Genomic DNA, 22773 nt, shown 5'->3' on the forward strand with positions numbered 1-22773 from the left:
TAAAGTTACATTTATATTGCCATATTATTGTATTTATATGAAATTGTGCCTGATAAATATAGCTAACTATCTATTTGACTGCAATTAGAATCATTACTAAAATTGCCGATATTCTTACAATTATATCTTTCAATAGGCTCAGGACCTCTTACTATAGTTCTTTCAATTCGCATGTTACCATTTTCATCAGCTTTAACTCTCCAATCCACCATTAAAATAGTATCATCCACTATCTCTATACCCGGTATTCCCCTGGTGTTAATACAACATCCTGTGTTAAAGTAGGGCAGATCATTTTTCTTAGGAAATTTAATTCTGTGAGTATGGCCGCAAATTAACATTATTTTATGCTTCTTAATCCACTTATTATAGTTTTTTTCAACCTTATGCCTTTTATATAAATTTCTTGCGGGACTGGAGGGATTTTCAAAGCCTACTATATGCAAGAACCTCCAAAAATATCGTAAAAGAATCATTGATATATACCAGAACTGGTCATTTATTAAATCACCTTGATGTCCATGAACAATAAGAATTTCTTGTTTTGTTATCCGGTGTTTTAAGACCAAGGCTTCCATAGGCTTTATACCCTGAAAGAGGTTTACCTTTTTTTGATTATACTCATCATAAAACTGATAATAATTTTTTTCTACATATTTCTTGTTTTTAAGATAAATGTTATGGTTACCATAGAGCATTCTAAGTCTTCCTGCTTCATAAAATTTTTTTAATACTATAAAAATATCCTTATGGGCAAGGCGAATATGATTAAAGTTCTTATGTTCCCAAAGTTCATCCCCATCCCCTGCCTCTACATATATATAGCCGTTTTTATTATAGTAATTTAGAACATGAAGAAAAATCACCTGATTACGGGCAAATTCATCGGATACACTATCATCGCCCCGGTGTGTGTCACTAAAAATAACATATTTAGAATCTTTATCAAAGTATTCAATTGTGGCTTCTTTGTATGCTTTTGTCAGTCTTTTTTCGGTGTTCATACATTTTCCTCTAAATATTTTTTTATTTATATTATACAAATAAAAAATGCTTATTCATTTTAATTAAATGTTTGACATTACTTTTATAAAATAGTAGATTTGTAAGCATAGTAATTATAGAAGGTTATGAAGTTATGAAATAGAGGGATGATTATGGTAGTAGGAACTGTCAGGATAAAAATATATGCACCTTGGGTTCACTCCTTAAAAGAAAAGCGTATGGTTGTAAAAAGCCTATGTGCTAAAGTGAAAAATAAATTCAATGTATCCATAGCTGAGGTGGAAGATCAAGATCTTCATCAGAGCATAGTCCTTGGGATTGCCTGTATAACAAGCAGTAGTGCCCATGCAGATAAGATTTTGGATACGGTAATTAATTTTATTGAGGGAAATACTGAGGGGGATATTATAAATATTGAAAGATTGCTATATTGATGTCTTGACATAATTTGCTATTGTGGATACAATTAGAAAAAGTTTCAAATGGTTTGTATGAAAGGAGTAAACTTAATGGAAATAGCATCTTTATTTCAAAAAAAGAAGGTCGTATTCTCTTTGGAAATTTTCCCCCCCAAAAAGACCAGTTCTATAGATACAATATACAAAACACTGGACGATTTAAAGGAGCTTCAACCGGATTTTATTAGTGTAACCTATGGAGCAGGGGGGAATGCTGCAGATAATTCCACATGTGATATTGCCTCCACTATATTAAATACATATGGAATTGTACCCTTAGCTCATTTAACTTGCGTTAATAATACAAAGGAAGAGATTGGGCTGATTTTAGATCGGCTTAAAGAAAATGGTGTAAAAAATATTCTGGCCCTAAGAGGTGATATTAACCCTGATATACCGGCTAAAAAAGAGTTTTCCTATGCCAGTGAACTGGTGCAGTATATTAAAAATAGAGGAGAATTCTACATATCCGGTGCCTGTTATCCGGAAGGCCATGTTGAGGCGGAAAATATAGAAAAAGATATTGAGAACTTAAAAATAAAAGTAGATGCCGGAGTCGGGCATCTAATTTCACAGCTCTTTTTTGATAATGACCTTTTTTATAACTTTTTAGAAAAGGTTAGGAAGGCGGGGGTAAAGGTTCCGATTCAAGCAGGAATTATGCCTGTTATTAATAAAGCTCAGATTGAACGAATGGTGACCTTATGCGGTGCCAGCCTTCCTTCTAAGTTTACTAAGATGATGCAGCGTTTTGAACATTCACCTGAAGCTATCAGGGAAGCAGGAATAGCCTATGCCGTTGATCAAATTGTAGATTTAATCTCACAAGGAGTAGATGGAATTCATCTATATACCATGAATAACCCTTATGTGGCCAGAAGGATAAGTGAAAGTATTAAAGGGATTATTAACGCATAGCTAATATAATGTTGATAAAGACCCATTATTTTAAGGTTCTTGTGGATAAATCATTTTTTTATTAAGGCTTCAAAGCCTGAACTGTATTTTATTGATTTATCAGGAAATATCCATAGTGCTTCAGTATCTTTTAAGCCTTCGATAAGGGCAAGTCCTTCTTCAAAGGACATATTATAGATTGCAGTGGAGAGTAAATCAGCCATGCCGGAATCGTGGCATACAATTGATACGGCTGTAAAGTATTCTGATGGCATAAGTGTCTTGGGGTCAATAATATGATGATATTCTTTACCCTCTACCGTGTAATATCTTTCATAGTTTCCGCTGGCAACAAGGGATAAGTCCTTTAAATTAAGGGTATATAGAATATTTTCTTCTGATTCTTTATCAGGGTTCTGTATACCCACACCCCAAGGGGCTTTTTCTTTGCCCTTTCCTCCTACTGCCCGGACATTTCCGCCTACACTTAATAAAAAGTCTGTATATCCTCTGTCTAAGGCAGCTTTAATTATTTGCTCCGTAGCATACCCTTTTGCAATGGCCCCTACATCAAGGCGCATCTTACTATCTTTTAAAAATACCGTGGAATTAGCTTCATCTATTACTAGGTTATCAAGATTAGTATGACTTGCAGCTTCTTCAAGTAGTTCCATGGGAGGAAGCTTTGCCTCTGTGGGATTATCTATTCCAAGACTACGATAGTCATGCCATATTTCCAGTACAGAACCCATACCTATATTAACATTACCCTTAGATAGTTCATTTGCATAGATAGAAAATTTCAGCAAATCTATTATTCTTTGGTCTACTTTTACCGGTTCTTTGCCGGCATAATCATTTATAGTTTTTATATTATTTATCCCATCATAGGAATTATATTTATCATATAATTGGTGGTATTCTTCCAGTTCGGCGTAAATAAAATTAGCCAATTCTCTAAACTCTTCTTCATCTTTTGTATAAGCCACTATTTCTGTTACTGTATTAAATAAGACAAGAAAGCTACCCTCATATTTTTTTGCTGCTTTATCACAGGAAGATGCAAGAAGTCCTATTATTAAGAAAAGAGATAATGCTATCGATTTTTTCATTTTTAAACTCCTGTAGTATCAATGGATATCTTTAAAGTTATAAGTTTATTATATGGCTAGAATAACATAAAAATAAGGGATTGCAAAACATTTTAATTCTAATATGTTTGCAACCCCAATGCTTAATTCTAAATTCAAGTATATTTATTTAGTAATTAATATTAGTTGATAACTTCTATTACTTTGCAACTGCTGCGGCTTTTTCTACAACGGTGATGTAATCTGTAATTGTTATTGTAACTGAACTTGCTAAATCCTCATCGGTAGGTACTCCATAATCTAAGGAAATACCTTTAACATCTTCAACAGTCTTACCCTTTATGTATTTGCTGAATGCTTCAGACTGTTCGAACCATTCCTTGCCGATAGAGGAACTGTCTTTCATATTATAATCATATCCAAGTTCATTTTTAGTTTTGAATGTATCTTCAAGGTTGGAAGTAATCTTTCCTTCAGTATTAAAGGATACGTTGGTCTGAGAAGCATCAATAATGCTGCTGGTAATTTTGCCATCCTTATCAAAGGATACAAGTCCATAGTGAGTGTAAGCCTGAACTAAACCGTCACCTTCTTCAGAAGCATTCTTTGAGCTCTTGTGTGCAGTGGAAGTAAGACCAAGACCTAACTTATCCCCTTCTTTTGCACCTAAATCTTTTGCATTGTTAACAGCTTTTTCAATAGCATCAATAATAGTAGCAATATTCATTGTAACAGAGCTTGTTAAATCCTCTTCAGTAGGATAGCCGCCATCAACAGCGATACCTTTAACTTCCTCAAGAGTCTTTCCGGTTACATATTTTTCAAGGGCTTCAGCCTGCTCAAACCACTCTTTACCGATAGGTGAAGTGGATTTCATATTATAAGCATCCCCTAATTCCTTTTTGCTGATAAAAGTTGTGCCTAAATCAGTAAGAATCTCACCGGTAGCTGAATAGTCATAGATAGACTGAATTACGTCAATTACACAGTTTGTAATTACACCCTTGTCATCTACAAGAACACCAACAGCTGTAGAGTCAACTTGTACTTTACCATTTGCTTCGGTAGTTGTTTCACTGGACTTAGCAGCACTGCTTATTACAGCAAGACCAGTCTTTACGCCTTTATTGTTATTGCCGGCGTTATTGCATGCTGTTAGCATAGTCGTAGCTAATGCTAAGCATATGACTAAAGATAATATTTTCTTCATCTTATAATCCTCCATTTTGTTTAGATTGTCTAAAATTTAACTTACAATGCGGATATATTTTACAATGATTAAGGCTTCTTTTGTTGAAGTTTTAGGATTTTATTAGGACATATTAGTACAAAACCAACAAATGGGAGAAAGTACATAACAGTTAAAAAAATTTCCTCTTATAATAAGCAGTTTTATTGGCCGCTTATTACAAGAGGAGAAAATTATTGTGGTGTATACATTCCCTTGCTTAGCATGTATTGGAAAATAGTTTCTCCATGTTTTTGTTCTTCTTTTTGAATATGGTTCAGCACATCTCTAATTCTTGGATCTTTGAATTCAAAAATGGCTGTATCATAGGTTCCGGATATATATTTTTCGGTACTAAGCATATCTGTGCACATATCTTTATCTGTTAAATTAGTAGTGTTACTTGCAGATTGCTGCATAGAAGGTTGACCTGACATGGCCATAGGACTTTGCTGTTGTTGGTTTTGTTGTTGGCCTTGTTGTTGCAGTTGATTTTGTGACTGTGAACTTGAGCCCCCTTGACTAGTGATGTTGGGAATTTGGCCGTTTAATAATTGGTTGATAGTCTGTAAATGCTCTTTTTCCTTTTGACCTAGGGTTGTGAATATGGACTTAAGTTGAGCATCCGACGCCAGATTGGCATAATTATCGTATTTTAGGACGCATTGTTGTTCGTGGGACTTTTGATCCTGAAGCAGATATTGCTCTTTTGTAGTTAATGATACATTTGTAATCATGATAATCACCTCCTAGCTTAGTATTACTAAAAATATATAAATTATCCATTTAGAAGGTGAAAAGTTAATAATATGCAAAATAATTTAATCATGCTTAGAATCAGTTACGACTATATCCTCCCGATTTATTGTTTTATTACATTTAGGGCAATAATAAGTTAATTCTATTTTATGACCACAATCTGAGTGAGTCAGTTTCTTATGACATTTTTGCAAGTTCTTTTCTCCCCATAGTATGATGCTGTTAAAGACATCAGATAGGTCCCGGCCGCTTTCAGTAAGCAAATATCTATATCTAGGTGGATGGCTTTGATAAAGCTTGGCAGTTATCAGTCCATCTTGTTCAAGGGCTTTTAGGCGATTAGAAAGAAGATTACTTGGGATACCTTCTAGCCGTTCTTGAATACTTGAGTAAGTATCATAACCAAGCATCAGTTGTCGGATAATAAGTAAAGTCCATTTATCTCCTATTATATTTAGGGCTTGTGCAATACTACAGGGAAGATTATATAGGTTTTTCATGGTTTACTCCTTTATCATATTTTAAAAATCATAAAAATAATAATTTACTGGGTTGAATTTAGAGTTTGTTCTATAACATTATCCATCATATCCTTGGTAAGCATACCCGGGGCATATCCAGAAATATTGCCTTCTTTATCAATTAAGAAGGTAGTTGGAAATGCAGAAATTAAATATTCACTAAGCAAGTTACCGGTCTCATCAAATACAACAGGAAATGTATATCCATTTTCATCAAGAAAGGCTATAATTTCATCCTTGCTTACATCAGCATTGTTAGGATATTCATCGCTAGAGGGATTGGCAACAGCTAGAATAATTACCTCCTCTTGATTTTTGCCATACTGCTTGTAGATTTTCTCTATATCTGGCATCTCCCTTAAACATGGGTTACACCAAGTAGCCCAAAAATTTAAGAAAACCACCTTGCCTTTATAGTCGGATAAAGTGTGTTCATTACCATATTGATCCTTTAAGGTGAAATCTATAGCAGGAAACTTTTCTTTTTCTTCTGATGTATTATTAGGGGAATTATCATCATTTGAATTATCATCTTTTGATATCTCCTTATCTGAAATGGTATCTTCATTTTGCTCCTCCTGTTTACTACCTAAGGGTTGAGATATCTTATTAAGATATTTTGAAATACCATTCATCCATCCTGTAAAAGTCATAATACCTATAAGAATTAAAATGACTCCCCCAATTTTCACAGTATATTTAAGTAGTTTCTGTTTGCTTTTTAAAAAGTTTAGAACCTGGGAGGTGAAAAGTCCCAGAAGCAGGAAGGGAATAATAAAACCTACTGCGTAGATGAGGACTAAAAGATTACCTATCAAGGAACTTTTAGCACCGGAGGCTAATATTAACACTGAGGATAAGGCAGGTCCCACACAGGGGGTCCAGGCAAAACTAAAGGTAAATCCCATAATAAAAGCTGCCAAGGGATTCATCTGCCGGTTAATTAAGTTTAGTCGAAGTTTACGTTCCTTATGTAGGAATTTTATGTCTAAAAGACCTACTTGATAAAGGCCAAGGGCTATAATAAGTATACCTCCTATACGAGTAAATAGGAGTTGATTTGTCTTAAAGAATGTTCCTAATGCGGTAAATGTCATTCCTAATAGGAAGAAGGCAAAAGAAATTCCCAAGACGAAAAATATTGTATGAATAAATACAGCAGTCTGTTTATAGGTAATTCTTCCTTCCTCATCGGTTTGTTTTGCATTACCTGCCAAATAACTCATATAAATAGGTATTAGGGGAATTACACAGGGAGATAAGAAGGATAAAAACCCTTCAATAAAAACCAATAAAAAACTAATATTATCTAGGGATAGTAGATTATCTAACATAAATCATCTCCTTATTATAGCTTGTTAAAAAGTTGCAATATGTAACATAAATTTGCTTTATAATATCATAGAATATTTATATAGTCAAGTAACTTTTAAAAATAAAGTTACTAGATAAAAAACTATTACTTATATATATTCATATAAGTAATAGTTAAATTATATCTTATAAAGTATAAAGTGTTTATTACTTAATTTCGGTGGGGTCTGTACTTATTTTGAGTTTAGCATATGTATACTTTGTTTTATACGGTTGCGACGCTGGTATAGATTTTTAAATTCTGTGGGTGTACATTGCTTAAAAGTCTTAAAGACTCTGTTAAATGTAGAAATGCTTGAAAAACCTGAACGCATGGCTACTTCGGTGATAGATAAGTTGGGGTTAAGTAAAAGTCTTTCTGCTTCCTTGACACGCCTTTGATTTAAATAATCATAAAAAGACATATCAGTAAACTGCTTAAACAAGCGGGAAAAATGGAATTTACTAAATCCTGCCACATCTGCAATGGTATCTAAAGAGATTTCTTCCATAAAGTTTTCATTTATATAATCGAAAATCAAGTTAAATTTTTCGATATATTCCTTCTGTTTGTTTAGTTTGACATCAGGAAAGATATGTTCTGTGTTCATATATTTACGTCCTAAAATTACGAACATCTTAATAATTAATGAATAAATAGCAGCTTCTTTTAGGCTCTTATTACTATTATACTCATTTGTAATCTCATGAAAGATTTTAACAAGTTCTGCGTTTATTTCAGGTTCATTCCGTGAGGTAATAAGTCTGGGCTGGTTTAGAACAGTAAAAATATTTGATATACCCTTAAGGCCGTTTATTAAAGAATAGTCAAATAAGAGGATTTGTCTTGTTCCATCATTAGGAGCAATTAGTTCATGGAGTTCACCCGGTGGAATTATAAGAATATCCCCTTCATGTAAAAGATATGTAGTCTTTCCAATTACAACAGTGTAGATATTACTAATTGGCATAATGGTTTCCACAGCAGTATGCCAATGGGCTGGGTAACTATCAACCTCCTTATTAGTGTGCAAAAGAATCGGTGAATTATTTTGGTAATCTACTTTTTCATAAATACCGTCTAAAATCCTCATATAAATCTCCTTTCTTATAGGATTCCATAATAAATGATTTTTATTTAGACGCTTAGAAAATACTATAATAATAGGTAGAATAGGGGGAAAATATAAATTATGCACAAAATCTAGTTGTAATGTAAAAACTAACAAGTCAGACAATTAAGTTAATAAGTAAATATTGCTATTTCAGATTAGTAACAAGAAGAAAATTATTCAGAACAAGCACAAAAATATATAATGTTTTCTAGTATGCTTTATAACTTTATTCTAGTATATTTAGCTAAATTAGTAAACCGGGTAAAAAAATAGTAAATTGAAAATAGTAACTTTACACAAAATATTAGCAATAGATGGCAAATAAACCGCAAAAAATGATAGGCAAAAAAGCAAAACATGGGATAGACTAAATATACATTATGTAAATTTTGTAATTAATTTAATAAAAAAATATACAATATATACAAAGAAGGAAGGAACAGGATATGTCAGTTGCGTCTATTTTTAAGAAAAAAAGTTTCTACTTCATACTGCTTATTGTATCTGCAATAATAGGTTATTCAATTTATGTTAGGATTGCAAATGAACGTTACGAAGCTTCACTAACAAGTGAAGACATAAAGCCGGTAGAAACTGAAGAAATTGTGGGGAGGGATGACATCTACAGTGCTTATCTTGAAAGGTATAAAGAAGCCTCAAAGCCTAATCACATGATAGTGGTTGATATTAAAAACTATTCTTTAGCAGAAAAGACTGATGCCTATAATGAGTACTTAGGTAAAAAAGATGTAGTTGTATCCCATGAAGAAGGTTTTGTGGAATGGGAAGTAGATATTCCAGAAGCCGGGCTATACAATATATCTTTAGACTACTATCCCTTAGAGGGTAGAGGAATTGATATTGAAAGGGCGCTTTATATTAATGGGGTTATGCCATTTTCAGGTTCAGATACCTTGACTTTTTCCCGTGTGTGGACTGATGCCGGTGAGATTAGGATGGATAATAGGGGTAATGAAATAAGACCAACCCAGACGGAAGCTCCAAGATGGGAGAGTACATATCTTAGAGATTATATGGGCTATTATATAGAACCTTATAGTTACTATTTTAATAAGGGGAAGAACACTATTAGGTTAGTGGCTATAAGTGAGCCTGTAGCCATAAGTAATCTTGTAATTGGACAGAAAGAAGAATTGCCTTCATATGATGAGTACATAGCCTCTTTTGATGCAAATAACTATAAGAATACTGATACAGATTTTTATTATAAAAAACAAGGGGAAGAGGCTGAATATAGATCTTCTCCTACTTTGTATGCGATTTTTGATCGTGCTTCCTCTAATACAGAGCCATATAGTGCTTCTAAAATAAAGCTTAACAGTATTGGGGGAGATCAATGGAGAGTAGCAGGACAATGGATCGAATGGGAATTTGAAGTACCGGAAGATGGCTTTTATAATATTTCCTTTAAGGCTAAGCAAAATTATAACCGTGGTATGGTATCGGTAAGAACAGTTATGATAGACGGACAGACTCCATTTAAAGAAGCGGCCCAGCTTGAATTTAAATATAACACAGGCTGGCAGCTAACCACTCTTGCAGATGAAGAGGGTGTTCCATATAAAATTCCTTTAACCAAAGGTAAACATACTATCCGCCTAGAGGTTACCATGGGCAAAATAGGTGACATACTTACAGAGTTAGATAAAAGCATATACCGACTTAACTCTATATATCGTAAAATCTTAGTACTTACAGGGGCAAGACCTGATCGGTACAGGGATTACCGGATTGATCTTAAGTATCCGGAAGTTATGGCGGCTATGGAAGAAGAGATTAAAGTTCTTAATGATATTACCAAAAATCTTGAAGAAGCTACGGGACAAAGAGGTGCCGATACTGCGGTTGTTGTTAACATGTCTAAAAAATTGCAAAGATTTATAAAAAATCCTGATTCAATACCAAGAGGTATGGAAGGATTTAAGATGGATATTAGCTCACTGGGTACCTCAACCTTAAATTTAAGCAATTCACAGTTGGATATAGATTATATATATATCAATGCAGACGGAGCTAAATTGCCAAATGTAGAGGAAAGCTTTGTAGATAAGGTGGCACATGAGTTAAGATCCTTTGCTGCATCATTCTTTGAAGATTATTCCACTTTAGGAAGTGTATATGAGGAAGGAAAGGTAATAGATGTATGGCTGCTGTCAGGTCGTGACCAGGCAACTATTCTAAAAAATATGATTGATGAAATATTTACTCCTACATATGGAATAGGGGTTAATGTCAAGCTAATTGATGCTAATACCCTTCTACCTGCTGTCGTTGCAGGAACAGGTCCGGATATAGCCCTATCTGTCTTTAACCATGTACCGGTAGACTATGCTATTCGAGATGCGGCAGTAGATTTATCTCAATTTGAAGATTTTGATCAAGTAGCATCCGAATTTCATGAGAGTGTTTTTGTACCCTATCAATACGACGGTGGCATATATGCCTTACCGGAGACACAAAACTTCAGTGTTATGTTCTATAGAACGGATATTATGGAAGAAATAGGGGCAAAGGTTCCTGATACATGGGATGAAGTAATGGAGTTACTTCCTTTGTTACAAAAGCATAATATGGAATTTGCCATGCCTTCAGTGGAAAGGGTAACAAACGGTGTCCAAAATCCGGATACATCGGGTATGATGGCCCTACTTTATCAAAAGGGCGGAAGTTTATATACAGAGGATGGAAAAAGGACTTTATTAGATTCGGAAGAAGCTGTTGAAGCATTTGAGTTCTTTACCAGATTTTATACCCATTACAGTTTACCCAGTCAGTATGATTTTGTTAATAGATTCCGTACCGGTGAAATGCCTATAGGTATTCAGGATTATAGTAATTTTAACGTATTAAGTGTATTTGCCCCTGAAATCAGAGGATTATGGGAGTTTTCCTTGGTTCCCGGTACGAAAAAAGAGGATGGAACTATAGATCGTTCTGTTCCTTTTGGAGGAACCTGTAGTATGATCCTTAAAGATGCCAAGGATTATGATGCTTCATGGACCTTCTTAAAGTGGTGGGTAAGTTCTGAAACTAATACTCGCTTTGGTCGTGAACTGGAAAGTATCATGGGCTCTGCGGCAAGATATGCTACAGCCAATAAAGTGGCCTTTGAAGAATTGGCTTGGAGCAATAAGGATGCAGAAATAATCAGGGAACAATGGAAATGGACAGTTGGTACTCCAAATGTTCCCGGCGGATATTCCACAGTCCGTCATATGATTAATGCATACAGAAAGGTTGCTTATAAAAAAGAAGATCCCAGAGAAACTCTTTTAGATTATACTAGGACCATTAATGATGAAATAAAATATAAACGAATTGAGCTAGGTCTGGATGTAGATTAGGGGATAGGAGGGAGCAAGTAAAAAAATGAGTGCAAAGTTTGATCAATGGAAGGAAAGGAAGAAAAGACAAGCTTCTTATACCATAAAAAGCATTTGGAAATCCAGGGTTCAGTATGCTTTCTTACTTCCCTATGCCTTGCTTTTTACGGTGTTTTTCGTTGTGCCGGTAGTAATTTCAATATTCTATAGTTTTACATATTATGATGTTTTAAATCCCCCGGATTTTATCGGATTGCAAAACTATATTAATCTTCTTCTTGCCGATGATGTCTTTTTGATTTCGGTGCAGAATACATTCCTTCTGGCTGTTATTACAGGCCCGGTGGGATACCTTATGTCCTTCTTGTTTGCATGGTTAATCCATGAATTACCGAGGGTTTTAAGATCAATTTTTGTCTTGATATTTTTTGCCCCATCCATCGGCGTCAATATGTTTATGCTGTTTGGAACCTTATTTAGCAGTGACTCATATGGATGGGCCAATGCTTACCTGATGGATTGGGGAATAACCAGCCAACCTATATTTTGGCTGACAGATCCAAAATATATGATGACTGTTGTTATTATAGTTGTGCTGTGGATGAGTTTGGGTAATGGCTTTCTATCCTTTATTGCAGGGCTTCAGACCATAAGCCAAGATCAATATGAGGCAGGTTATGTGGACGGAATTAAAAACCGCTGGCAGGAGTTGTGGTATATTACTCTTCCCAATATGAAACCAATGTTGCTCTTTGGTGCAGTTATGGCAATTACACAGTCTTTTACAGTAGGGGAGGTTGCTAATGCACTTTGTGGTTTCCCCAGTACAGACTATGCAGCCAGTACAGTGGTAACCCACCTAATGGACTATGGTTCACTTCGATTTGATATGGGTTATGCCTCTGCCATAGCAACAATTCTATTCTTGGCTATGATACTGTCTAAAAAGGCAGTTAACGCCATGTTGAATAAAGTTGGAACTTGATTAACCATTGTCCATCTTAGGTTAAGAATAAAAAAGGGAGATAAGATTTAATATGATTAAGTTAAAAAAGAGAAAACCGAATAGGTCAAGATGGGGCGATTTCTTCGTCTACTTGGTGCTGTTAGTATTTGGATGGTTCTTTATCTTGCCTTTAGTTTATGCAGTAAACAGTGCTTTTAAGCCATTAGATGAGATATTCTTATTTCCTCCGAAGCTATGGGTTGGCAAACCGACCCTAGATAACTTTGCGGATTTATTTGTCCTAATGGGTAAAACCTGGGTTCCCTTTTCACGGTACATATTTAATACTGTATTTATAACAGTGGTTGGTACTTTAGGACACTTAATAGTAGCTTCTATGGCTGCATATGTGCTATCCAAATACAGATTTCCCGGAAGTAAATTGTTTTTTACCATAGTTGTCAGTGCTCTGATGTTCACCCCCCAGGTTATGGCAATACCAAACTATCTTGTTATGACAAAGTTGGGATGGGTTAATACATATTGGGCAATAATTGTACCAGCCTTTGCTGCTCCCATAGGTTTGTTTTTGATGAAGCAGTTTATGGAACAGATACCGGATGTATTAATTGAAGCGGCTAAAGTAGACGGTGCCAAGGAAGTAAGGATTTTTATTAAAATAATTTTGCCCTTAGTTAAGCCAGCCTCCTTGACCCTGTCCATATTTTCCATTTTAAATTTGTGGAATACAAGAGCCTCTAACTTTATATATGATGAGGAACTAAAAACTTTGCCCTATGCCCTTTCCCAGGTTGTAACCGGTGGAATAATAGCAAGGGCTGGGGTAAGTGCGGCAGTAACACTATTTATCCTAATTGTACCCTTACTTTTCTTCATCTTGGCTCAAAGCAGTATTATAGAAACCATGGCCAGTTCGGGAATTAAGGAGTGAGGTGATAATATGGGAAGACCAGTTAAGAAATATATTGTATGCCTATTACTGCTGACATTGGTGTTAAGTCCGAAGGCAAAGGTATCGGCAGAATCAGAATCTTATACTTATACTTATGAGTATTTCGGTTATCAGTTAGAATCACCGGATGCATATACACCGCAAGCCCAGCTCCTTGGATCCCAGCTGGGAATAGGGGATTTTAATAATCCCAAATCCTTATTTGTAAGGGATAATTATTTATATATAGTGGATACCGGCAACAACAGAATTGTAGTAGTAAATAAATATTTTGAACTTGTCCAAGTTATAGACAAGGTTTTTATAAACGGACAGGAAAGTACTTTTCTTAATCCCTCCGATGTCTTTGTAGATAAAAAAGGTGAACTATATATTTGTGATACGGATAATAACCGGGTACTGCATACGGACAAGGATTTGAATGTAATAAAAACCTATGTAAAACCCGATGATCCCACGGTGCTTGGGGAAACAAATTTTGCACCCTTAAAATGTGTGGGGGATTCATCGGGACGGCTATTTGTTTTGGCAGCCAATGTAAACCAAGGATTTATGGAATATGATAAAGAGGGTAATTTTACGAATTTTACAGGAGCAAATCCTGTAAAAGCAACCTTTTTTCAGGCACTGGTAAAGAGGTTGATGACAAAAGAACAAAGGGAAAGAATGATTCAATTTGTACCCACTGAGTATTCTAATCTTGCCATAGATAAGGATGATTTCTTGTATGCAACAATGACCACATTTACACCGGGTCAATTGGCAAACAAAACGGTTTATCCTGTTCGTATGTTAAATTCCATTGGTGCAGATATATTGGTTAGAAACGGTTATGAACCGCCTATAGGTGATATTCAGTGGGGATCCGGCGGTGATATAAGCGGACCATCTAGATTTGAAGATGTGGTTCCTATGGAAAATGACACTTATTTTTGCCTAGATCGTAACAGAGGAAGAATTTTTGGATATGACTTTCAAGGTAATTTGTTATTTGCCTTTGGTGGTGTAGGTAATAAGTTAGGGTATTTTCAATATCCCATTTCCATAGAAAGTATGGGTACTGACCTATTTGTTTTAGATAATAGATCATTATCTGTCACAAGGTTTACTCTAACAGAATATGGTAATTACATTTATAAGGGTTTGGAGTTATATAAAGAGGGACGTTATGATGAGTCTGCTGACTATTGGAGAAAGGCACTGCGTTTAAACGGAAATTACGACTTAGCATATATAGGTATCGGAAGAGCCCTCCTTCGTCAAGGGGAATATAAGGAAGCCATGAAGTACTTTAAGAGCAAACGTGATGTAAACAATTATTCCAAAGCCTTTGCTGAGTATAGGCAGGAATGGGTAGAGGAGAATATTAAGTATTTGCTTTTAGGTGGGGCAGCCTTGATTGTTATTCCCTTGATAATAAGTAAAATTAGAAAGATGGTTAAAGGGGGTGCGGCAAAATATGAACATAATGGCAGAGAGTTTTAAAGATAGATTAAGACAGCTAGGTAAGACCTTAAAATATAGCTTATATGTAATTTTCCATCCCTTTGACGGCTTTTGGGACTTAATACATGAAAAGCGGGGATCTATGGGGGCTGCTCATACAATTATAATATTAGTTGTATTAACACAGATTTGGACATGGACTTATTCGGCCTTTCCCTACTATTTGCCTCAATGGGAATATTTCAACTTATTTATGCGGGTTTTACCCACTGTAGTTTTGTTTATTATATGGTGTATAGCTAACTGGTGTCTTACCACCTTAATGGACGGTAAGGGAAAGTTTAATCATATTTATATGGCCACTGCATATGCCTTTACCCCATATGTACTGATTAACTTACCTCTCATTTTGTTAACTTATGTATTAACTTACGAGGAATCTACATACTACACTGTATTTAACAATATTAGTATTATATGGTGTGTTATATTAGTCCTTGCTGCTATGATGATGATACACGATTATACCTTTGGAAAAGCCGTGGTTTCCAGCCTTCTTACTATAGTAGCTATGTTAGTAATTATATTCTTAATAGTTATGTTTTTTAGCTTAATTACACAGAGTGTGGGATATTTTGTAGCCTTATATAAAGAAGCTACATTCAGACTATATTAAACATTTTAGGAAGGGAGGAGATAACAAAATGAAAACCAGAAAAAAGCTTCTGTTATTACTTGTAATCCCCTTCTTACTAGGTGTGATGTCTGCATGTAGTAAAGAAGCAGTGGATGATAATATTGAAGTTTATTCACAAGGTGAAATAGAAGATAAAGAAATAGTAATTGAAAATAATGATTTAGAATTTCACTTTTTTCCTGAAACAACTCAGTTTTATGTATTAAAAAAGAGTACAGGATTTATTTGGCACTCCAACCCTGAAAATACTGAGGATCAGGGTGGATTTAGAAAAGAGTTAGAATCTACATTGACTTTAAGATACAATACTGAATCCGGCAGTAAGACCTTACTTAATAATTATGGCCTTAGTATAGAAAAGGGGAACTACACTTATGAAAAGTTAGAAAATGGTGTTAAGGTAAATTACACCATAGGTAATGTTGATAAGGTTTATTATGTGCCAAAGGCTGTGCCGGAATCTAGATTTTTAGAATTCTATGACAAAATGAGCAAATCGGTACAAAGTCAAATTAGTATGAGCTATCGTGTCTACGATATAAATAATTTAAGAAAGTCAGATGATAAGGAGGCTTTAATAGCCACTTATCCTGATATAGTAGATGAACCCATATATGTCATGATGGATGGGACTCCCCAGTATTTGATTGAAATGGCAGAAGAGAAATTTGCAGAAGTGGGATATACAGCAGAAGATTACGAAATAGATGCGGCAAGATATGGTTCGACAAAGTCCCAAGACACACCGGTATTTAATGTATCGGTAATATATGAATTAAAAGATGATGGATTAGAGGTTAGCATACCTCTTAGTGATGTTAAATACAAGCAAAAGTATCCTATCGTTGAAATCAGACCACTTCCTTACTTCGGTGCCGGAGGAGAAAGTGATGAAGGATTTATATTTGTACCGGAAGGCTCCGGGGCTATTATTAATTTCAACAACAATAAACATTCCCAGAACTCTTATAGAACTGATATATATGGTTGGGATTATGCATTAAGCCGTGATGCTGTTATAGATGAAACAAGAATGAATATGCCCTTGTTCGGTATAAGTAAGAACGGATCCTCCTTTATATGCATACTGGAGGAAGGCAATTCCTATTCATTTATAGAGGCTGCCGTAAGCGGAAGTAGCCATGGTTATAATTATGCTTGTGCAAATTATAACTTGCTTCACAGTGAAGAAATGGATATATCAGCAAAATCGGATAAAACCGTACGTATGTTTGAGGAAAAGCTTCCCGATGAAGTTTTGGTACAAAAATATATATTCATAGATAATGAGGATTATGTATCTATGGCCACTAAGTATCGTCAGTACCTTATGAATCGTTTCCCGGTGCTGGTAAAGAAGACCGAATCGGATTTACCTGTTGCAGTGGAGATTATAGGTGCCATCGATAGAACTAAGCATTATTTGGGAATACCCTTTAGACGTCCCTATGAGCTGACTTCATATGAAGAAGCCCAAGGAATTATAAAAGAACTTAATGAGGCCGGAATAAGTGATCTTAATGTTAATTATAAGGGATGGTTTAACGGGGGTATTCTTCATAAAGCTCCCAATAAGGTTAAGCTAATAAATGAACTGGGCAGTAAAAAAGATTTTAAAAATCTGGTGAAATATACAGATGAAAATGATGTGAATTTATACTTGGGAGCCACCATACAATTTGTTTACAATAATTCTTTAATTGACAATTTTGTAGTCATAAGAGACGGAGCAAAACATGTTAACCGTAAGGTGGTGGAACTTAAGCCATACAGCCCGGTTTATTATGGAAAGATAGATGACCTATATACATATTATTTAGCAAAGCCCAGCTACTATATGAATAATTTAAATAGCTATGCAAAAGAAATTGCAAAACGTGGGGTTAAGGGCATTGCCTTTGAAGATATAGGAATGATTTTAAGTGCAGACTATAACAAAAAGAATCCCGTAAGCCGGGAAGAAGTTAAGAATATGCAAATGGAGAAGCTAAAGGAGTTGGCTTCGGAAGAATATAATATAATGATACGTTCCGGTAATATGTATGCTGTTCCATATGCTGACTTTATAATAGACCTTAATTTGGGAACTAAAGGTTATAATATTATTGATGATGAAATACCTTTTTATGAAATTGTACTCCATGGACTGGTTTCCTATGCCGGCTCGGCTATAAATCTATCACCTGATTATACCAAAAATCTACTAAAGACAGTAGAGACCGGTGCCGGATTATACTTTTGCTTTATGTCAGCAGATGCATTTGATTTAAGAGACAGCAGATATACCAACTATTATTCTTCTAACTTTAATGATTGGAAGGATGAGGCTGTAGAATTATATCAGAAGATGAAGGATGATTTTGGACATCTTTATAATCAATTTATTACTGACCATCAGAAGTTGGCCGCTGGTGTTTATTTAACCCAGTATGAGGATGGTACAAAGGTTATTGTAAACTATAATGATAGGGCTTACAACCACAAGGGCATTCAAGTTCCTGCTAAGGATTATATTGTGGAAGGAGGTAAGCAATAATGAATAGTGAAAATATGGACAAAAGAAAAAAGAAGCAGAAAAAACCAAAGAGTATGGCATATCGTAATGCCGTATCGGGATATTTGTTTACGGCACCATTTACCATTGGATTTATCGTATTTCTCCTTATGCCTTTGTTGCAGTCACTAAGAATGGCATTTAGTACAGTAAATTTTGAAGGAGGATTAGCATATAAATTTGTAAAGTTTGAAAACTTCAAATACATATTTACGGTAGATCCGGATTTTATAACCTATTTAGTAACAGAACTATGGCAAATGTTTTATACTATTCCCTCAATCATCATATTTAGCTTCTTTATAGCCATAATCCTAAATCAAGAGTTTAAGGGCAGGGGATTGGTAAGGGCCATATTCTTCCTACCGGTGATACTTTCTTCCGGTGTGTTAGTGGGAATTGAGACTAATAATACCCTAATGCAGGGACTTAAAGAAGTTATAGCAGATACATCCAATGCTACCAGCATTACTGACGTGGTAAAAAGCTTATTCTTATCAGAGTCTGCATATGTAGGGCCCATGTTAAACTATGTATTTAATGCCGTTGATAGTATTTATGAAATTGCAATAGCTTCCGGCATACAAATTATCATATTCCTGTCAGGCCTTCAGACTATATCGCCCAGTATGTTTGAAGCGGCAAAAATTGAAGGGGCCACTGCATGGGAAACCTTCTGGAAAATAACCTTACCGATGGTAAGTTCTCTAATCCTGGTTAACACCATATACTCCATAGTTGACTTCTTTGTAAGAAGCGACAATGAGGTTATGATTCATATTAAGGAAACAATGACACCGGCATTGGAATATGGCAGAAGCTCAGCAATGGCTTGGACTTACTTTGCCATAATAGCTGTAATCATAGGAATTGTATCAGCGTTTATATCAAAGAGGGTATACTATTATGATTAAGATGAAGAATATAATTTTAAAAAAATCCAATAAGGTAAAACATGTGAAAAATGAATCCCTAAGAAGCTTTTGGGAGAGGAACCGGCTTTCAGAAGGCTACTTGTTAAAAAAGACAATAGCCAATGGAACTTTAAAGTTCTGTAGAGCCGTCATGTTATTTGGTCTGGCCTTCTTAATACTGCAGCCTATATTAAGTAAGATTTCCGTAAGTTTTATGGAAGAAAGGGATTTGTATGATGCAACCGTTATAAATATCCCAAGAAATTGGACCTTGGCTAATTATGAGCTGTCCAGTAAGCTGATGAATTATCCTAAATCATTAATATCTACTTTGCTTATATCATTATTAATTGCCTTGGTGCAGTTAGCATCAACTACTTTAGTGGCTTATGGATTTGCAAGGTATAATTTCCCCGGTAAAAAGATTTTATTTGCTGCAGTTATATTATCAATTGTAATACCTCCCCAGACAATTCTTACGGCCTTATATCTAAATTTTAGATACTTTGACGTTTTTGGAATTATTGAATTGATTAGAGGCAAGTCCCTAAATCTTCTTAATTCCATTTGGCCTTATGTTATGATGAGTGCCGGTTGCATGGGATTAAAAAATGGTTTATACATATTTATGCTTAGGCAGTATTTCCGTGGTATTCCTAAGGAGATGGAAGAGGCGGCTTATGTAGACGGATGCGGTAAGCTTAAGACCTTTTTACTTATAATGTTACCGGATGCAAAACCCATGTTGACATCCATTTTCCTCTTTGCTTATGTATGGCAATGGACAGATTCTTTCTATTCCTCCTTATTCTTAAGGAAATATGGATTGCTGGCAAATGCGGTTGCAGGTTTGGGAGATAACTTAATGACCTATATACAGAATATAAGTAACAGAACTGCATTTCCTAGTACTGCTTATACACAGGCTATGATTTCTACCGGTACCTTAATGGTAATAATACCCTTAATTATCATATATCTTGTAGCTCAAAAAGGTTTTGTAGAAAGTCTTGCCCAGGCAGGCATTAAAATGTAGTAATATATATACTAAAAAGGATGAAGATGTGGTATAATAATCAATGTGGCTATTTATAAATAGCCACATTGATTATTAGTGCAATATAATATATAATGATAGCCCATACATTTCAATGTGAATAATGTGCCAAGAGAGGCATCTTATGCTATAATAAACGTTCAACAAATGACAGGAGGGAAGTTATATGCAAGAATATAAGGCTTACTTAGATGAAACACTTAGTTTTGAGGATAGAGCTAAAGATCTAGTCTCGAGAATGACACTGGAAGAAAAAGTTTTTCAAACTTTGCATACGGCTGCTGCCATAGAAAGACTGGGTGTAAAAGCTTATAACTGGTGGAATGAGGCACTTCATGGTGTTGCCCGTGCCGGTGTTGCTACTGTATTTCCTCAAGCCATAGGGCTTGCTGCAACTTTTGATGAGGATCTATTGGAGGAGATTGCAGATGTTATATCTACAGAAGGTAGAGCAAAATTTAATGCACAACAAAAATATGGTGATTATGATATTTATAAAGGCTTAACCTTCTGGTCACCTAATGTTAATATTTTTAGAGATCCCAGATGGGGAAGAGGCCATGAAACCTATGGTGAGGATCCATATCTTAGCTCCAGATTAGGTGTAAGATTTATAAATGGTATCCAAGGAAAAGATGAAAAGTATTTAAAAGCAGCGGCATGTGCAAAGCACTTTGCTGTTCACTCAGGTCCTGAGGATTTAAGACATAGCTTTAATGCGGAGTGCTCCACACAAGATTTGTATGAAACTTACCTGCCTGCATTTAAGGCCTGCGTTCAGGAAGCAAATGTTGAAGCCGTTATGGGAGCTTATAACCGTACAAATGGCGAGCCCTGCTGTGGAAGTAAAACTTTATTAAAGGATATCCTTAGAGATGAATGGGGCTTTAAAGGTCATGTAGTATCTGACTGCTGGGCAATAAAGGATTTCCATGAGTATCATAAGGTAACTTCTACACCGGTTGAATCTGTAGCCTTAGCTATGAACAATGGGTGCGACTTAAACTGCGGTAATATATATGGCAATTTGCTGATGGCAGTTAGGGACGGCCTGGTTGAGGAAAAAACTATTGATGAGGCAGTTATAAGGCTGATAACCACAAGAATGAAGTTAGGCCTTTTTGATAATCCTGAAAAGGTACCCTTTAATAAGATTGGTTATGATCAGGTAGACACTAAAGAGCATTTGGAATTAAACATAACAGCTGCCAGAAAATCTATTGTCTTATTAAAGAATCAAGATAAATTATTACCTTTAGACAAATCTAAAATTAAGACCATAGGGGTTATAGGACCTAATGCAAACAGCAGAAAAGCCTTGGTAGGTAACTATGAAGGTACTGCTTCAGAATATATTACTATATTAGAAGGTATAAAAGAATATGTTGGTGACGATATTCGAGTATATTACTCTGAAGGTTGCCATTTATTTAAAAAGGCTATGTCAGGGCTTGGCATGGAAAATGACAGACTGGCAGAAGCAAAAACAGTTTGCGATATGAGTGATGTAGTCATTGCTTGTTTCGGACTTGATCCGGGTCTTGAAGGTGAAGAAGGAGACCAGGGTAATGAATTTGCCAGCGGTGATAAACCCAACTTAAATCTTCCCGGAATTCAAGAAGAAGTACTAAAAGAATTATATAATAGCGGCAAGCCCATTGTATTGGTTCTTCTTTCCGGAAGTGCCCTTAGCATTCCTTGGGCTGATGAACATATACCTGCTATTGTTCAAGGCTGGTATCCGGGAGCTCAAGGTGGTAGAGCAATTGCCCAGGTACTATTTGGTGACTATTCACCAGAGGGTAAACTTCCTGTAACCTTCTACAGAACCACTGAGGAATTGCCTGAGTTTACAGATTATAATATGGCTAACAGAACTTATCGTTATATGAAGAATGAAGCTCTTTATCCTTTTGGATATGGACTGTCATATACAGAGTTTGAATTGTCCAATGTATCTGTAGATGCAGATAAGATTGTTCCCGGTAATAATGTATTATGTACTGCCGACATAAAAAATGTAGGGGATATGCCGGGGGCTGAAACATTACAAGTATATGTTAAGGTAAAACAAGAGGGTGCACCTAATTGGCAGCTAAAGGGACTAAAGAAGGTTTACTTAAATCCCGGCCAGTTAAAAACCGTATCAATAGAATTAAAGGATACAGCCTTTGGACTGTATGATAATGAGGGTAATTTAGTATTGCATGAAGGTGAATATGAAGTATTTGTCGGTACAAGTCAACCGGATGCAAGAAGTATTGCATTAACCGGTAAAAAACCTTATAGTAAAATCATGCATTCCGACCAGACTGTTATTTTATAAGAAAAAATGAAGTAAGGCGGAAGCTGGTGCTACCGCCTTATTCTAAGTAAAAAATATACATTAATATATTAAAAGGCAAATGTATTTTT

The 22773-nt window shown here is 35.4% G+C and carries 18 protein-coding genes; 11 read left to right on the plus strand and 7 right to left on the minus strand.

Annotated features, from left to right (window positions below):
• Positions 1–62 precede the first annotated feature (62 nt).
• On the minus strand, positions 63–1004 hold the full coding sequence (locus SD1D_RS01215) for a metallophosphoesterase family protein (protein WP_058257232.1): 942 nt from the start codon (positions 1002–1004) through the stop codon (positions 63–65).
• A 153-nt stretch (positions 1005–1157) separates the two neighbouring features.
• Between SD1D_RS01215 and SD1D_RS01220 the strand changes: the two genes are divergently transcribed.
• Together SD1D_RS01220 and metF are read left to right on the plus strand one after the other, a co-directional pair.
• Entirely contained in the window at positions 1158–1439 is a 282-nt protein-coding gene (locus SD1D_RS01220) for a DUF503 domain-containing protein (protein WP_058257233.1), read from the plus strand.
• A gap of 75 nt (positions 1440–1514) precedes the next feature.
• Positions 1515–2381: a methylenetetrahydrofolate reductase [NAD(P)H] gene (metF, locus tag SD1D_RS01225; protein ID WP_058257234.1), complete on the plus strand. Its 867-nt coding sequence runs from the start codon at positions 1515–1517 to the stop codon at positions 2379–2381.
• 50 nt (positions 2382–2431) lie between these two features.
• Here metF and SD1D_RS01230 read toward each other — a convergent pair whose 3' ends face one another.
• The 6 genes from SD1D_RS01230 to SD1D_RS01255 all read right to left on the minus strand — a co-directional run bounded on the left by SD1D_RS01230 (position 2432) and on the right by SD1D_RS01255 (position 8406).
• Positions 2432–3472, minus strand: coding sequence for an FAD:protein FMN transferase (locus tag SD1D_RS01230; RefSeq protein WP_058257235.1), 1041 nt, complete (start codon positions 3470–3472; stop codon positions 2432–2434).
• A gap of 178 nt (positions 3473–3650) precedes the next feature.
• Complete coding sequence (locus SD1D_RS01235; protein ID WP_058257236.1) at positions 3651–4661, minus strand: hypothetical protein; 1011 nt, start codon at positions 4659–4661, stop codon at positions 3651–3653.
• Between the two features lie 212 nt (positions 4662–4873).
• On the minus strand, positions 4874–5416 hold the full coding sequence (locus tag SD1D_RS01240; protein WP_058257237.1) for a spore coat protein: 543 nt from the start codon (positions 5414–5416) through the stop codon (positions 4874–4876).
• 84 nt (positions 5417–5500) lie between these two features.
• The gene (locus SD1D_RS01245) at positions 5501–5938 is read right to left on the minus strand and encodes a winged helix-turn-helix transcriptional regulator (RefSeq protein WP_058257238.1); all 438 of its coding nucleotides are present in this window, start codon (positions 5936–5938) and stop codon (positions 5501–5503) included.
• Between the two features lie 44 nt (positions 5939–5982).
• On the minus strand, positions 5983–7293 hold the full coding sequence (locus SD1D_RS01250; protein WP_058257239.1) for a redoxin domain-containing protein: 1311 nt from the start codon (positions 7291–7293) through the stop codon (positions 5983–5985).
• Positions 7294–7506: 213 nt separating this feature from the next.
• On the minus strand, positions 7507–8406 hold the full coding sequence (locus tag SD1D_RS01255) for a helix-turn-helix domain-containing protein (protein ID WP_058257240.1): 900 nt from the start codon (positions 8404–8406) through the stop codon (positions 7507–7509).
• 467 nt (positions 8407–8873) lie between these two features.
• On the opposite strand from SD1D_RS01255, the gene SD1D_RS01260 reads away from it, so the two are divergent.
• The 9 genes from SD1D_RS01260 (at position 8874) to SD1D_RS01300 (ending at position 22684) form a co-directional block, all read left to right on the plus strand.
• Positions 8874–11792, plus strand: coding sequence for an extracellular solute-binding protein (locus SD1D_RS01260; protein WP_058257241.1), 2919 nt, complete (start codon positions 8874–8876; stop codon positions 11790–11792).
• 25 nt (positions 11793–11817) lie between these two features.
• Positions 11818–12756, plus strand: coding sequence for a carbohydrate ABC transporter permease (locus tag SD1D_RS01265; RefSeq protein WP_058257242.1), 939 nt, complete (start codon positions 11818–11820; stop codon positions 12754–12756).
• Between the two features lie 52 nt (positions 12757–12808).
• Positions 12809–13669 carry a carbohydrate ABC transporter permease gene (locus tag SD1D_RS01270; protein ID WP_058257243.1) on the plus strand — a complete coding sequence of 287 codons (861 nt, stop codon included), beginning with the start codon at positions 12809–12811 and terminating at the stop codon, positions 13667–13669.
• A 9-nt stretch (positions 13670–13678) separates the two neighbouring features.
• Complete coding sequence (locus SD1D_RS01275) at positions 13679–15175, plus strand: tetratricopeptide repeat protein (protein WP_058257244.1); 1497 nt, start codon at positions 13679–13681, stop codon at positions 15173–15175.
• Positions 15150–15812, plus strand: coding sequence for a Yip1 family protein (locus SD1D_RS01280; RefSeq protein WP_058257245.1), 663 nt, complete (start codon positions 15150–15152; stop codon positions 15810–15812). The genes SD1D_RS01275 and SD1D_RS01280 overlap by 26 nt, the downstream gene beginning before the upstream one ends.
• Positions 15813–15840: 28 nt before the next feature.
• Positions 15841–18369: a DUF5696 domain-containing protein gene (locus SD1D_RS01285; protein WP_058257246.1), complete on the plus strand. Its 2529-nt coding sequence runs from the start codon at positions 15841–15843 to the stop codon at positions 18367–18369.
• Positions 18369–19301 carry a carbohydrate ABC transporter permease gene (locus SD1D_RS01290; RefSeq protein ID WP_242955235.1) on the plus strand — a complete coding sequence of 311 codons (933 nt, stop codon included), beginning with the start codon at positions 18369–18371 and terminating at the stop codon, positions 19299–19301. The genes SD1D_RS01285 and SD1D_RS01290 overlap by 1 nt, the downstream gene beginning before the upstream one ends.
• On the plus strand, positions 19294–20337 hold the full coding sequence (locus SD1D_RS01295; protein ID WP_242955236.1) for a carbohydrate ABC transporter permease: 1044 nt from the start codon (positions 19294–19296) through the stop codon (positions 20335–20337). Before SD1D_RS01290 ends, SD1D_RS01295 begins: the two co-directional genes overlap by 8 nt.
• A 187-nt stretch (positions 20338–20524) precedes the next feature.
• The gene (locus SD1D_RS01300; RefSeq protein ID WP_058257247.1) at positions 20525–22684 is read left to right on the plus strand and encodes a glycoside hydrolase family 3 C-terminal domain-containing protein; all 2160 of its coding nucleotides are present in this window, start codon (positions 20525–20527) and stop codon (positions 22682–22684) included.
• Positions 22685–22773: the final 89 nt, after the last annotated feature.

Source organism: Herbinix luporum, from assembly GCF_900070325.1.
Lineage (GTDB): Bacteria > Bacillota > Clostridia > Lachnospirales > Lachnospiraceae > Mobilitalea > Mobilitalea luporum.